Below are 12,723 nucleotides of genomic sequence, written 5' to 3' on the forward strand. Positions count from 1 at the left end.
TATGTGGCATTTTTGTGGACTTCTGCGGAAAGTTGGTTTGAGGTTGAATGATTATGAACAAGATAGTATCTGTAATTAATAAGATGCTTCCGGTCACTGGATACCAAATATCTCCAGTCACTTCATATAAATATCATGCTGAATTGGAATTTTGGAAAAATGAATTAATAAAATATCAAAAATGGTATAATAATGAAATCACTGAGCACTATGGTGAACCATCACCAAAGGATGAGGAGAAAATAAAAAAACATTCTCTTAAAGATAGTGCAATATTAACATGGTTTAATATCCATCAACAAATAAAATATATTGAGGATTTATCTCTTGATAAAAAAGCATTTTCTGGTATGAAAATCTTAGATATTGGATCTGGACCATTCCCAAGTGCATTGGTATTTGAAGAATGTGAGTTATACTGCCTTGATCCATTAATATCTTGTTACATTGAAGCAGGGTTTCCTGTACACTATTATGATGGTGTAAAATTTATTTGTGGTTTCTCAGAAAAAATTCCTACGGATGATAATTTTTTTGATGCAGTTATCTCTGTCAATGCGATTGATCATGTTGATGATTTCTTTAAAACTGCATTAGAGATTAAGAGAGTTTTAAAACCAAATGGGAAACTTAGAATGCATATTCATTACCATAAAAAAACTCAAACCGAGCCAATAGAATTGAATGACGAAATTGTAAAATCTGCATTTGGATGGTGTACAAACTTTTGCAAAATAAAAGAATCAAAGGTTAAAAGAGGTACGGTCTTGAATAATGATGAATCTTACACATTATGGTCAAATTAAACTCTTAAACATTTAAATACAAAAGGAATCTCATATGAACGTTGATATTCCTAAAGTATCAGTTGTCATGCCAGTGTACAAAGGCGATAATTATCTGTCAGAAGCTGTAGACAGCATTCTTAATCAAACTTTTTCCGATTTTGAATTTATAATTATCTGCGATGATCCAACCGATAAAACTAGAGGTATTCTTGATAAATACAAGCAAGAAGATTCTCGAATGAAAATTTACTATCAAGAAAGACAAGGATTGGTTAATTCTCTCAATAGAAGTTTTTCCCTTGCACAGGGCGAATATATTGCAAGAATGGATGCTGATGATATCTCACGTCCGGAAAGGTTGGAGAAACAACTTGATCATCTTGCTAATCCGCAGACTGATTTCGTATGTAGCTGGATTGATATAATAAATGAAACAGGAGAAATTATAGATCATATAGCTGACATATCCTCTTCCGAGGAAATATATTACACATTAAATTTTAGAAATTGCATTGCTCACGGCTCTATTATGTTTCGAAAAAACATAATTGATGTCATTGGCAGTTATGATGAAAGCTGCGCAGCCGAAGATTATCATTTGTGGCACAGAGTATCAAAGAAATACATAATCCACAAAATAGATGTACCGCTCTACGCATGGAGAACACACGAAACGTCAATCAGCTCCGTAAATTATAATAGGCTCAGCGAAGCTGTGTACAAAATATTCCGAGATAATTTTACGCAACTGCTTGGCAGAGATATTGAAGATAAATTAACTAGGCTTATGTGGGATAATTTCTGCAACACTCATTACGCTGATCTCAATAATTATTCACGTCAAGAATTGCTAACTATAGCAAAACTAATACGAAAACTGAATGCTGCAATTGTGGATAACGCTCCTCCGGATTTAAGTAAACGCTCCATAAATGAACTAGGTAATGAAAAGTACATTCGATATCTGGCTGTAGCAGGAAGAAAAATAGGAGTGCTCAAAACACTAGAGCTAATCAATGAAATTGATGAAAGTGATTTAGATAAAATCGCAATAATCAGGAGGTTGGCGGGTAATCTTATAAGAAACAGGAAAAACACTACAAAAAATTATTAACGAATGTCCTACGGCTAAATTCCATAAAGAAACAAGGTATCATATATGTCGATCTGATTCCGAAGTTTCGAAGTAAAAAGACAATGTGATTTTTAGTATAATAATAGGTCTGTTTCAAGCGCCCGGATTGCCTGCAACCGCCTGTACTAACTTTATTGTGATCTGCTACTGCAGCCGGTTGGAAATAAAATTTAAATCCCCTGTTAATGAGTCGCATGTTCAGATCGCTTTCTTCACGGCAGTAATTGCCCTTATAGGCTTTTTCTTCATACCCGCCTATAACCTGTAGCTGATTTCTTGGGTATAAACAACAGGCGTGTCCCATCTCTACTTCTAATATATTTCCAGAATTATGTCCATAATTATTGAAAATTTCGCCAGTCAATTTATTTACATAAAATGGAACATTGTGTCTGACAGCTTCTTTATCTGGATCTGTGCTTTCTATCAGTCTCGGAACAATAACAATATTCTGCGTACCAAATGAATCGTAAGTGCTGACAAGTTTCTCTAAACAATCTTGATGCAGAACCAGATCGTCTTCAATGAAGAACACTAATTGACCTTTAGCTACAGATAGAGCCGCATTTCTATTGCGTGGGAGTCCTAGATTATGTTCATGCATTAAACCGTTTATCCTGTAATCACGGTTCACGTAATGTTTTATGACTTCTCTTGTATTATCAATTGAGCAATCATCCGAAATCAAAAGTTCCCAGTTGGCATACGACTGATTTAAGACAGATTCTACACAGACTCCGAGAATAGATGCTCTATTATATGTCGGTAAAATTATTGATACTAGAAGTCTTTTGTTCATGAATCATCTACCATTTATTTAGCTGAAGTATTAATTAATTAATAAAGTAAAGACGTTACATCTATAAATATGTTTGTAAGTTGTAGTAGTCGAAAGTTTGTTGTTAATTACCTTATTTTTTCTTTTGAAAAGAATAAAAAATAGGTTAAAGAAATAGTGAATTTGAGGAAAATAGAACAAAAAAAATCTGTTTTTCCAGTTTATTAAGACCTTTATTACGACCTTTATTATATGCGCATTCTTAGGATACTTGTCTCACAATTTGATGGAATACATGCTGGAATTTTATTGGAACTAGCGTTGGAATTGGCGCTGTATCTATGAAAATAAGAGAAAAAAAGACGAGAAGATAGGAAACGAGGAGAAACAGAAGACACAGTCTCAGATAATATGAAGTTATAATTCAATAATACTTCTGGAATTGGGAACAACGAGATTTTCTGAAAAATCGAATTTATACTAGTGTTTTGTCAATCTTCAAATGTCGGATAAAGGCGTGACAATTTTATCCTTGCATCTTCTGTTGTAAATTGCCAATTTACCTTTGCATTTTTGTTGATTCTGAACTTTTGCCATGCTAATGCCTCATTCCTAGCACCTTGATTTCATCCATTCTTCTTTTTAAGCACCGACCTGTGAGTTCAATTCGATCTCTGCCTCAGTTAGGCTGGCATTGAAAGGCTTTCAATCTTCTTTTGGTCAAGATCCAAGTAATATAGAGCCTTTGGCCCAATTATGCCATCTGTAGATTGGTCGAACTTGCAAAAATGAGGCAAATGTTAAATGAAGGCTAGCAAGAGAAAACAGGACCTTAAGGCCCATGCACAATAATTACATGTTGCAGGTTCAGATTTTGATTAGTCCGAAGGCAATAGAAGCACTGGGGAATATGAAGGGATAATGGAAGTTCTGGTAATTCTATATTTTTAAACTTCTAATTAAATTCCTCCACTCCCTTCAGCCCTGACTTTTCATCGTTTTTTTCAATTTAAGGATTTATTTGCTTTTAGAATATATACCCGGTCTTGTATTTGTTGTCACTTTTATGTAATTTGTTTTTGTTTTTGTACTACTGCCTGCATCATTGGTCACTGTAAGTTTTACTGTATAATTCCCTTCCTGTGAATATTTATGTGTTGGATTTTTTACTTTTGAAGATGTTCCATCTCCAAAAGTCCACTTCCATTTGGTCGGTGAGCCTGTACTTTTGTCAGTAAAAGCAACCATTAATGGAGCTTTTCCTGAGGTTGGGGATGCAGAGAATGCAGCAACCAGGGAAGTTGATGAGAGAGTACCCATATAAATATCGTCGTTTCCATTACGAACGTCTTCCCACACGATCTTGTCACCATAGATATTTGGACGGTACTGAGCTGATGTCTCAGTAGTGTGAGTTTGCTGGCGAGTAGCAAGATCGTACACATAGATATCCCAGTTTCCGTTACGGTCATTCTCCCACACTATCCTGTTTCCATAGATTGCAGGATACCGTGAATTTGATGTACTATTGGTTATCTGAGTTTCTTTTTTAGTAGAAAGATTGTACATGTAGATATCACTGATTAAACCACTATCATCATTGCGCCAATCTTCCCATACTATCCTGTCACCGTAGATTACAGGATTTAACTGATCTGACCCATTGTTGGTTATCTGTGTTTCAGTGGAAGTAGATAAATCGTACATGTAGATATCGTAGTTATCACCGCGCTCCTCTTCCCACACTATCCTGTTACCGTAGATATCAGGATTGTATGCCATTCCACTAGTGGTGAGACGAGTTTCCGTGGAAGTTGAAAGGTCGTACATGTAAATATTGGAAACATCTTCATCTCCTCTGCCCCAATCCATCCACACAACTTTGTCACCGTAGATTGCAGGACATCTCTGACCTGAATCATCATTGGTGATTAAAGGAGTTTCTTTGGAAGTGGATAGATCATACATATATATATCGCAGTTTGAATTGGTATCATCATTACGCCAATCCTCCCAAACTATCCTGTTACCGTAGACATCAGGATAGTATTGATCTGATGAGTTGGCGGTTATCCGAGTTTCCTTGGAAGTAGAGAGATTATACATATAGATATCCCAGTTTCTGTCTTCACTGCGACAATCCTCCCACACTATAGTGTTACCATAGATCGCAGGATAACGCGAATCTGCTTCGTCGGTAGTGATCCGCTTTTCAGTTATCTTGAGCGAGGCAGGTTGTACAGATTCCATAACTGTACTTTTTCCTTCTATAGAGAGCTCATCTGACAGAGCTTTGTCATCGGAGGAATCCCCTGCTCCGCTGGTAATATCAGGCGGAGCTTTGTGAAGATCTTCTCCAGTGGATGCAGATGCCGTAGATGAGGCAAAAATTAAAAATAAAACCATAAGTGTTGAAGCTAAAGCTATCGAATAAGTTTTTTCTTTATTTTTCATTGATTCTTCCTCATTCATCTTTTCTATTTATTTTAGTGCTTGTTATTCTTCCAGGATTGTCAAAGTCGAGCATTGATTCTGCTTGCGATTAGCTACTATCACTAGAACCTAGAAAACATTGAAAACTCCTTTTGTGGATATTTCAACTATTTACAATAGTTAAATTAAAGGGAGGCGTGTCCGTATATAAAATACTTTTGACTTTTTTTAAATAATGGATATTTTGGCACAAAAGCGTACAAGAACACCTTAAGAATTTTAAATAAACTAAAAAAAGTAAGATTGAAAATCTTAATACATCTCTACAGGGAGCTCTGGACCCGTTAGAGCTTGCAAAGCCACGCGCCAGGTATGAAGAAGTAGAAAGGCATAATCAAGCATTGAAAGAAGAGCTGGAGAAAGCGGAGAGATAGAGAGAAGACCTCAAAGCTGCCTATAATAATTATTTTCTACAGGCTCAAAAGTTGATTAATCAGAAGGCCATTGAATCACCTAGAGAAAATAAGCGCCTCTATCTCATCAATAAACCAGATTTAGCTTCCTGTTTAGCTTCCAGAATAAGTTCAACTGAGGTTCGCTGTGAATTCGCAAAATGCTTTTATAGCTTGAAATTAATTACGCTGGGTGTTGGCACTTGCGTCAATTGACAAAAGCCAATTCGATACAATTAGATCGTTTTTCAGTTTGAAGTTTTTCATACTATAAATTACCTGATCGATTGTATACGATTATCCAAACACAGTAATTGATAAATACATCAACCTCCTTCCAGTTAAAACTAAAAATCACATTTACCGGCTTATCGGGCCTGAAAGCCCAAACCATAAGAGTCCATAAATCCAGCTATAAAGATTGGAAAGGACCTCTCGAAAGAGAATGAGTTACCTCGTTTCGGGAAAAAGTAGATTTCTGGCAGCCAGGGGAGAAGAATCGGCACTATCTCTCAGGATCTGCAAAGACAACCTAATTTAGAAAAGGTGGCATGCATGACAACAGTGTTTGATGTCCCTGCAATGGAACTTATCGAGAAGGTTGCAGGCATACTTAAAGAAAATGAAAACGTCATTCCCCCTGAGTGGGCAAAGAACGTAAAGACCGGGGTTCACAAGGAACTCTCTCCGAGCAACGATGACTGGTGGTATATCAGATCCGCTGCGATCCTGAGGAAGATCTATACTGATGGACCTGTAGGAATTGAAAGGCTCCGATCAGTATATGGTGGAAAGAAGGACAACGGATCAAAGCCAGGCCACAAAGCAAAAGGCAGCGGTTCGATTGCCAGAAAGACAGTACAGCAGCTTGAAGCTGCAGGTTACCTGCAAAAAGTAAAGGACGGAAGAACGGTATCTGCAAAGGGACGTTCCATGATTGATAATGCGGCCAATGAGCTCAAGCAAGAACTTCTTGAGAAAATCCCAGGACTTGCAAAATACTGAGAAAAATTCCATCCGAAGGGGACCTGGAAATTTCTTAGGATTCCCTTTCAAATATCATTAATCTTAATCCAGATGCTCCGGAAAACCGGTTTTTTTAGATGATTGCCATGTCTACAATGGATGACGAACTCAACGAAATCCGAAAGAGACGGCTTGCAGAAATTCAGAGGCAGCAGGCACAGAACCAGCAGCCTGACATCCAGGCAGCTTATCAGCAGGAACAGGCAAAAGCTGAGATGGAAGCTCAGAAGCAGGCCATCCTGAGGCAGATCCTGACCCCTGAGGCCAGAGAACGCCTTACAACCTTAAAGATGTCAAGACCGGCCCTTGGAGAACAGCTCGAAATGCAGCTGATCTCGCTTGCTCAGAGTGGAAGGCTCCCGTCTCAAATCAGCGACGAACAACTTAAAAACCTCCTGATGAAGATGCAGCCAAAAAAGCGTAAGACATCTATAACCAGGGTTTAAAAACAATGAGAATTTCGGTCCTGTTTAGTGGAGGCAAGGACAGCTCGCTCTCTGCCCTTTTGATGGAACCGTATTTTGAGATAGAACTCGTAACCTGCAGTTTCGGCCTGCTTCCCAATGGTGAGCTGGCAGCAAAAACTGCAAAAAGGTTAGGGTTCCCACATAGAGTTATTTCTCTGGAATGGGAGATCCTTGAAAAGGCTTACGAGAAAATAATGAAGGACGGTTTCCCGAAAAGTGCAATTAATTATATCCACGAAAAAGCCGTAGAAACTCTTGCTTCGGATCCGGAAGTTAAATTCATTGCTGATGGAACCAGAAGGGATGATAGAGTTCCTGTACTCTCGATCTCACAGGTACGAAGTATCGAAGACCGATTAGGAGTTCAGTATATCTGCCCTTTGAAGGGGTATGGCAAAAAAACCGTGAGTATTCTTGTAGAGCGTTATCTGAAAATTGAAGAGGGACCGAGTGAGAATACTCAGAAAGCCGATTACGAAACCGAGCTCAGGGAGTTAATCAGGCAGAGAGACGGAGAAGAAAAAATAAAAGAACTGTTTCCTGCCCATATCCAATCCCATGTGCTTTCCAGGAAAAACTGCCCTGAAGAAAGTATGCCTTGAAATCAGGAAGTCTTCCGGAAGGGGAAAAATTCTGGAATAAAGATTTATACAATAATCGAGTTATATTCAACCCTTATACTGCTGCAGATTAACCGAGACCCTAATAGAATTTACCGGATATGGTTTTGAAAACTGTCTTTTAACCGGCAGAAAAAAACCTCGATTATTCAAGGGTTAAAATCACAATCAGCTAATTATTGGATATAACCGGAAGTTAACAAAATTAAGTTATTTACAGGTCAACAGGTGTGATCCACTTGAGTCATAACATGAAAGGACAGAAGAGGCGCCTTGCAAAGGCGCACAAACAAAACACACGCATTCCAGTGTGGGTTATTGTGAAAACTAACCGGAAGGTCGTGAGTCATCCCAGACGCAGGCACTGGAGAAGAAGAAGCCTGGATGTGAAATAAGCGAGGAAGGTGGGAAAAAAATGGCAGACGACATGGTAAAAGAACAGGTATATACTATCCCCCTCAGGACAGTAAGGAAAGTTCCTGCATGGAAAAGAGCAAACAGAGCAGTTACTGAAGTAAGAGGTTTTCTCGTAAGGCACATGAAGGTTGATTCTGTGCAGGTCAAACTGGACAAATCAATTAATGAGCGCCTCTGGGAAAAAGGCTGTGAAAAGCCTCCTCTCTCCATCCGAGTCAGAGCTGTAAAATTCGCAGATGGCGAGGTACAGGCAGAACTCGCCCAGTAAAATATACCAGAAGACGCGAAGCTTCAAAGAATATGATTCGAACAGTGGATATCTACGACACCCCAATGATCGGTGTCTTTGCAACCTGCACAGAAGATGTTGTTCTTGTTCCTACAGGAACAAAGCCCGAAACCTGTGCCATACTTGAGGATTCCCTGGGTGCAAGGGTCATTGAGACTCTTGTAAACGGAAGCGTTGTTATCGGAGCCCTTTCCAGAGGAAACTCAAACGGCTTCCTTTTTTCATATGGGACCGATGCCAGGGAGATGAAAGAACAGACAGGAGTTAAGGCTGAGATCCTCCCGAGCAAGCTGAATGCAGTCGGAAATATCGTACTTGCAAACGATTCCGCAGCCCTTGTCCACCCTGAACTGTCAGACCACGCTATTGAGGCAATTGCCAGTACCCTCAAAGTAGAAGTTTACAGGGGAACAATTGCCGGGATAAAGAATGTAGGGATGGCTGGAGTTGTTACCAACAAAGGGCTTCTGGTGCACCCTAAAGTGACATCATCGGAAATCGAAATCCTGGAAAAGCTCTTCGAACTTCCGGTAAATATAGGGACTACAAACTTTGGGACTCAGATGCTAGGCTCAGGCCTGCTTGCGAACTCAAAGAACTATCTGGCAGGTTCAGACACTACAGGCCCCGAACTTGGAAGAATCGAGGAAGCACTCGGGTTCTTAGAATGATATTAATCCACCTGTTTCGTAAAAAATTACAGCAAGAGTGGTGACCAAGATGAAGAGTTTTATTGTTAAAGGCAAATTTAAAGCAGGAAATTCCTGGGAAAAATTCACAAAGCAAGTCGAAAGTCAGAATGAAAAGAACGCAACGGATAAGGTCTATTCTGTCTTCGGAAGCAAGCATGGGATTAAAAGAAACCAGATCCAGATCGAAAGCATTGCTGAGGAGTGAAGGATATGGTAGAAGTCAGTGAAGAAGATATCAGAAATCTGGCAGCCAGGCATCAGGAGTTCCAGAGACAGGCCGAAGCCTTAAGGCAGCAGATGAACATGGTCCAGGCTTCTATTACAAGCTGCGACCAAGCAATCGTAACCATCAACGAGCTTAAAACCGCTTCAGCTGAAGGCAGGACTGCCGAAACGATGGTACCGGTTGGATTTGGCTCATTTGTTTACGCCGAAATAAAAAATACAGAGAAGGTTATTGTGGATCTTGGAGCAGGCTTCAGTGCGGAAGAGACCGCCGATGAAGCCATTGAAACCCTGAAACGCCGCAAAGAGCAGCTTACGAAAATTCTCGAACAGATGAGTGCTTCACTGACTAAATATGTACAGGGTATGCAGGCCCTAGAATCTGAGGCTGCAAGGCTTCAGCAACCCGACCAGGCCTGAAAGACCTGGCTCAGACATAAAAGGATGGGACTCAAAGCCTGCATTTGAGAACGAACTTTTTATTTTGAATTAACTACTATTTTTTATTGAATTTTTTTGGGATGGGATCCTGTGTTCAACAAATTCAAAGAGAAACTAGGGAATTTTAAAAAGGCGCTCAGCAAAACTATTGACAATAAAGCAGTAGATATTGAGCCCGTGGTTGAGCCTGTACCTGAGGCCGAAGAAGGCTTTGAAGAGGACATTGAGCCCATTCCGAAGGAAGAAGCTCTTGAAATGCTGACAGAAGAGGAAAGTTACGAAGCAGAACCTGTAACAGCTGCCCCTACAACTGTTGGAATAGAAGACAGAAAAAAGGCTGAATACAGGAAAAAATTGGAAAATAGAAAAAAGGCGATCGAGAGTAAACCTGAAGAAGAAAACGTACCTGAAGAAAAAAAGTCCTTTTTTAAAAAATTCACGAAGATAGGATTTACAAAGAAAGCAAAAGCCCTGGTCCTTAATAGAGAGGTATATCTGGATAGTAAAGATCTCGAAGAGCCTCTCTGGGAACTCGAAATGGGGCTTCTTGAAAGTGACCTTGCCCTCTCAGTTTCCGAGGCAATTGTCGAATCAGTAAAAAAACAGCTCACAGGCACTACAAAACGCATTGGCAGCAATACTGGAGAAATTGTAGAGGAAGCCCTGAAAAAAGCCATTCTCGAGGTAGTATCTGCGAATACTTTTGATTTTGACGAGTATGTAAGGGACAGGGAAAAACCTGTCCATATTGTCTTTGTCGGAATTAACGGGACAGGAAAAACGACATCCATTGCGAAGATGACACACAGGCTGCTCAAATCGGATTATTCGGTAGTCCTTGCTGCAGGGGACACTTTCAGGGCAGGTGCCATCGACCAGCTTGGGATCCATGCTGACAGGCTCGGGGTAAAAATGATAAAACATCAGCCTGGTGCCGATCCTGCTGCAGTTATTTACGATGCCGTGCAGTACGCAAAAGCTCATAAAATCGATTTTTTGCTTTCCGACACGGCAGGCCGAATGCATACCAACCTTAACCTTATGTCACAGATGGAAAAGATATGCAGGGTAAGCACTCCTGACCTTATAATTTTTGTAGATGAGGCTGTAGCAGGGAACGACGCCGTTGAAAGGGCTGCGCAGTTTAATGAGGCTGTACCAATAGACGGATCCATTCTGACAAAAATAGACGCTGATGCCAAAGGGGGAGCTGCAATATCCATTGCCTACATTACAGGCAAACCCATTCTCTTTTTCGGGATAGGACAGGGCTACGAAGATTTAAAAAAGTTCGATCCCGGATGGTTTATAGACCAGCTTTTTAACCAGTAAACTGCGCTTAAGCTTTAAGCTAACAGAAAATGGTGTTCCCGAAGTATTTCGGGAGCATTATTTCACAAGCTCTCCTGCGATTATGCTGAAGAAAATTTGAGATTTTTCCAAAATTTTAGAGTTTCCAGAAAAATATTTTAGAGCTTCCAGAAGGAGTTTTAGATTTTGCCTGAGAAGTTCAGGGCTCTTCAGGAATTATAATCCATGCTATTATATAAGCAATTATACCGCTTCCCGAACCCACTATAGAAATGAGCAACCATAAAAGCCGTATAAGCGTAGGATCAACTTTAAAGTATTCACCTATCCCACCACATACCCCTGCAATAATCCTGTTCTTCTTTGACCTATACAATTTATTCATTAGACCACCCCTAACTTCAAAATGCTTAAATGCTACTATACTTATATTTGATTTATAAGTACAATTTTTCAATCAATCCTTTTTTAAAAGGATTATAATAATAGATTGCTGATATTCAATTTATAAGTAACTCTTGGATAAGAATTTTATCGGAATTCTCAGATCATAGCCCACTCACTGGTTATGTTTTCAGATATCAGGTTCTTTCCAGATGCCTGCACATATACCCTAAATTTTTCCCCCGCAGGAACTGTAAGGCCTTTGGCAGTGTAATTGAAGACTTCTTCCGGCTTAATCGCAAATGAAGGACTTTCAATTTCATCCCACAAAGAAAGCTTATCTTCAGCCTGAAGGGCAATATAAACGGTTGTATTTTCAGCTCTCTCCGAACCCACGTTTCTTACAGTTACGTTAACATCGACAACTCCTTCTTTTTTTGAGTATTCACATTGCGCTTTGAAATCAAGTTTAATCATGGGCCTTCTGTAGATGGGGACAACATGTACAGGCTGGTCTGCATATTCTTCTGGGACTTCACCTATCTGCCAGTCACTGCCTGTGGTCTCCACATAATAGTAATCGTTGCCTTCGTATTCGAAGCTTTTACCTTTCTGCTCCGGACTGCACTTTATCCCAAGAGCCATATGCTCAGGAAGTTGCAGAAGGACAACATCATAACCCATCTCCTGAAGAATTGCCGCGGATAGTATTGCAGTATCCTCACAGTCCCCGCAGTTTTCATAGAGAGTCTCGTAAGGAAAACGGGGGTACTCTTCGTAACCCGAACTTTCAAGATCCGAAGTATAGTTTAAAGACTGGACAAACGAGATACAGAGACCTGGAACTTTGCTCTCTTCAAGCCCACAATCTGTTGAGAGAGAATATAAAGTATCTGAAATATTTGTGATTAACCAGTCGTCATATGGATCTGAAGCAAAGAGGTCGTAGTCTCGGTTTCGAGTCCTGGATTTATATGTTTCATAGAGTTCATCGTCAAGAGACAGGGTAAGCTGACAGTTCCGGCCTTCATAGTCCCATGAGTAAGTTCGGGAAAGCGTTTCAGGAGTAGTTGACTCCTCTATTATCGAGGCACTGTAAGGCTCAGAATTTACAATATCTACTCCTATCAGGCTATCCCCAGCATCGCCTATGTAGGAATCCACGGAAGTTTCAGAGTCGGGCCAGGCAAAGAGAAATTCAACCAGATAAAAGAGTAAAAAGAAATAAAACAAAGCGGTTACGCTTTTCATAAAATTATCCCCAC

15 protein-coding genes and 1 pseudogene are annotated in these 12,723 nt (G+C 39.9%); 11 read left to right on the forward strand and 5 right to left on the reverse strand.

Annotated elements, in window-relative coordinates:
- Window positions 1-53 precede the first annotated feature (53 nt).
- The gene (locus BP621_RS10720) at window positions 54-806 is read left to right on the forward strand and encodes a class I SAM-dependent methyltransferase (protein WP_292389776.1); all 753 of its coding nucleotides are present in this window, start codon (window positions 54-56) and stop codon (window positions 804-806) included.
- 34 nt (window positions 807-840) lie between these two features.
- Window positions 841-1,902, forward strand: a complete 1,062-nt coding sequence (locus BP621_RS10725; RefSeq protein WP_292389778.1) for a glycosyltransferase family 2 protein — start codon at window positions 841-843, stop codon at window positions 1,900-1,902.
- Here BP621_RS10725 and BP621_RS10730 read toward each other — a convergent pair.
- The 3 genes and pseudogenes from BP621_RS10730 to BP621_RS10740 all read right to left on the reverse strand — a co-directional run bounded on the left by BP621_RS10730 (window position 1,886) and on the right by BP621_RS10740 (window position 5,155).
- Complete coding sequence (locus tag BP621_RS10730; protein WP_292389779.1) at window positions 1,886-2,722, reverse strand: glycosyltransferase family 2 protein; 837 nt, start codon at window positions 2,720-2,722, stop codon at window positions 1,886-1,888. The two genes, BP621_RS10725 and BP621_RS10730, sit on opposite strands and share 17 nt — an antisense overlap.
- Window positions 2,723-3,192: 470 nt before the next feature.
- Window positions 3,193-3,362, reverse strand: a pseudogene (locus BP621_RS10735) (IS630 family transposase); the annotation flags it as partial.
- A gap of 356 nt (window positions 3,363-3,718) precedes the next feature.
- Entirely contained in the window at window positions 3,719-5,155 is a 1,437-nt protein-coding gene (locus BP621_RS10740) for a PKD domain-containing protein (RefSeq protein WP_292389780.1), read from the reverse strand.
- Between the two features lie 986 nt (window positions 5,156-6,141).
- Between BP621_RS10740 and BP621_RS10745 the strand changes: the two genes are divergently transcribed.
- The 9 genes from BP621_RS10745 to ftsY all read left to right on the forward strand — a co-directional run bounded on the left by BP621_RS10745 (window position 6,142) and on the right by ftsY (window position 11,095).
- Window positions 6,142-6,591 carry a 30S ribosomal protein S19e gene (locus BP621_RS10745; RefSeq protein WP_292389782.1) on the forward strand — a complete coding sequence of 150 codons (450 nt, stop codon included), beginning with the start codon at window positions 6,142-6,144 and terminating at the stop codon, window positions 6,589-6,591.
- 98 nt (window positions 6,592-6,689) lie between these two features.
- Complete coding sequence (locus BP621_RS10750) at window positions 6,690-7,058, forward strand: DNA-binding protein (protein ID WP_292389784.1); 369 nt, start codon at window positions 6,690-6,692, stop codon at window positions 7,056-7,058.
- A 5-nt stretch (window positions 7,059-7,063) separates the two neighbouring features.
- Window positions 7,064-7,681 (forward strand): DUF7411 family protein, encoded by a 618-nt coding sequence (locus tag BP621_RS10755; protein ID WP_292389786.1) that lies wholly within the window; start codon window positions 7,064-7,066, stop codon window positions 7,679-7,681.
- A gap of 257 nt (window positions 7,682-7,938) precedes the next feature.
- Window positions 7,939-8,094, forward strand: a complete 156-nt coding sequence (locus BP621_RS10760) for a 50S ribosomal protein L39e (RefSeq protein ID WP_292389787.1) — start codon at window positions 7,939-7,941, stop codon at window positions 8,092-8,094.
- Between the two features lie 20 nt (window positions 8,095-8,114).
- On the forward strand, window positions 8,115-8,384 hold the full coding sequence (locus BP621_RS10765) for a 50S ribosomal protein L31e (protein ID WP_292389788.1): 270 nt from the start codon (window positions 8,115-8,117) through the stop codon (window positions 8,382-8,384).
- Window positions 8,385-8,416: 32 nt separating this feature from the next.
- Window positions 8,417-9,076 (forward strand): translation initiation factor IF-6, encoded by a 660-nt coding sequence (locus tag BP621_RS10770; protein ID WP_292389789.1) that lies wholly within the window; start codon window positions 8,417-8,419, stop codon window positions 9,074-9,076.
- A gap of 49 nt (window positions 9,077-9,125) precedes the next feature.
- A complete protein-coding gene (rpl18a, locus tag BP621_RS10775) occupies window positions 9,126-9,302 on the forward strand; it encodes a 50S ribosomal protein L18Ae (RefSeq protein ID WP_349682071.1) in 177 nt (58 codons plus the stop codon).
- A gap of 5 nt (window positions 9,303-9,307) precedes the next feature.
- Complete coding sequence (gene pfdA, locus BP621_RS10780; RefSeq protein ID WP_292389792.1) at window positions 9,308-9,742, forward strand: prefoldin subunit alpha; 435 nt, start codon at window positions 9,308-9,310, stop codon at window positions 9,740-9,742.
- A gap of 111 nt (window positions 9,743-9,853) precedes the next feature.
- Window positions 9,854-11,095: a signal recognition particle-docking protein FtsY gene (gene ftsY / locus BP621_RS10785; RefSeq protein ID WP_292389795.1), complete on the forward strand. Its 1,242-nt coding sequence runs from the start codon at window positions 9,854-9,856 to the stop codon at window positions 11,093-11,095.
- Between the two features lie 178 nt (window positions 11,096-11,273).
- On the opposite strand, the gene BP621_RS10790 is transcribed toward ftsY, so the two are convergent.
- On the reverse strand, window positions 11,274-11,459 hold the full coding sequence (locus tag BP621_RS10790) for a PspC domain-containing protein (protein ID WP_292389797.1): 186 nt from the start codon (window positions 11,457-11,459) through the stop codon (window positions 11,274-11,276).
- Window positions 11,460-11,617: 158 nt separating this feature from the next.
- Window positions 11,618-12,709, reverse strand: coding sequence for a hypothetical protein (locus BP621_RS10795; RefSeq protein ID WP_292389799.1), 1,092 nt, complete (start codon window positions 12,707-12,709; stop codon window positions 11,618-11,620).
- Window positions 12,710-12,723: the final 14 nt, after the last annotated feature.

Source organism: Methanosarcina sp. UBA5 (assembly GCF_002505485.1).
Lineage (GTDB): Archaea > Halobacteriota > Methanosarcinia > Methanosarcinales > Methanosarcinaceae > Methanosarcina.

Bases quoted from the DNA above. Each gene is read 5' to 3' on its own strand.
- BP621_RS10720 (WP_292389776.1), top strand. From the start codon at position 54: ATGAACAAGATAGTATCTGTAATTAATAAGATGCTTCCGGTCACTGGA.
- BP621_RS10725 (WP_292389778.1), top strand. From the start codon at position 841: ATGAACGTTGATATTCCTAAAGTATCAGTTGTCATGCCAGTGTACAAA.
- BP621_RS10730 (WP_292389779.1), bottom strand. From the start codon at position 2,722: ATGAACAAAAGACTTCTAGTATCAATAATTTTACCGACATATAATAGA.
- BP621_RS10740 (WP_292389780.1), bottom strand. From the start codon at position 5,155: ATGAAAAATAAAGAAAAAACTTATTCGATAGCTTTAGCTTCAACACTT.
- BP621_RS10745 (WP_292389782.1), top strand. From the start codon at position 6,142: ATGACAACAGTGTTTGATGTCCCTGCAATGGAACTTATCGAGAAGGTT.
- BP621_RS10750 (WP_292389784.1), top strand. From the start codon at position 6,690: ATGATTGCCATGTCTACAATGGATGACGAACTCAACGAAATCCGAAAG.
- BP621_RS10755 (WP_292389786.1), top strand. From the start codon at position 7,064: ATGAGAATTTCGGTCCTGTTTAGTGGAGGCAAGGACAGCTCGCTCTCT.
- BP621_RS10765 (WP_292389788.1), top strand. From the start codon at position 8,115: ATGGCAGACGACATGGTAAAAGAACAGGTATATACTATCCCCCTCAGG.
- BP621_RS10770 (WP_292389789.1), top strand. From the start codon at position 8,417: ATGATTCGAACAGTGGATATCTACGACACCCCAATGATCGGTGTCTTT.
- rpl18a (WP_349682071.1), top strand. From the start codon at position 9,126: ATGAAGAGTTTTATTGTTAAAGGCAAATTTAAAGCAGGAAATTCCTGG.
- pfdA (WP_292389792.1), top strand. From the start codon at position 9,308: ATGGTAGAAGTCAGTGAAGAAGATATCAGAAATCTGGCAGCCAGGCAT.
- BP621_RS10790 (WP_292389797.1), bottom strand. From the start codon at position 11,459: ATGAATAAATTGTATAGGTCAAAGAAGAACAGGATTATTGCAGGGGTA.
- BP621_RS10795 (WP_292389799.1), bottom strand. From the start codon at position 12,709: ATGAAAAGCGTAACCGCTTTGTTTTATTTCTTTTTACTCTTTTATCTG.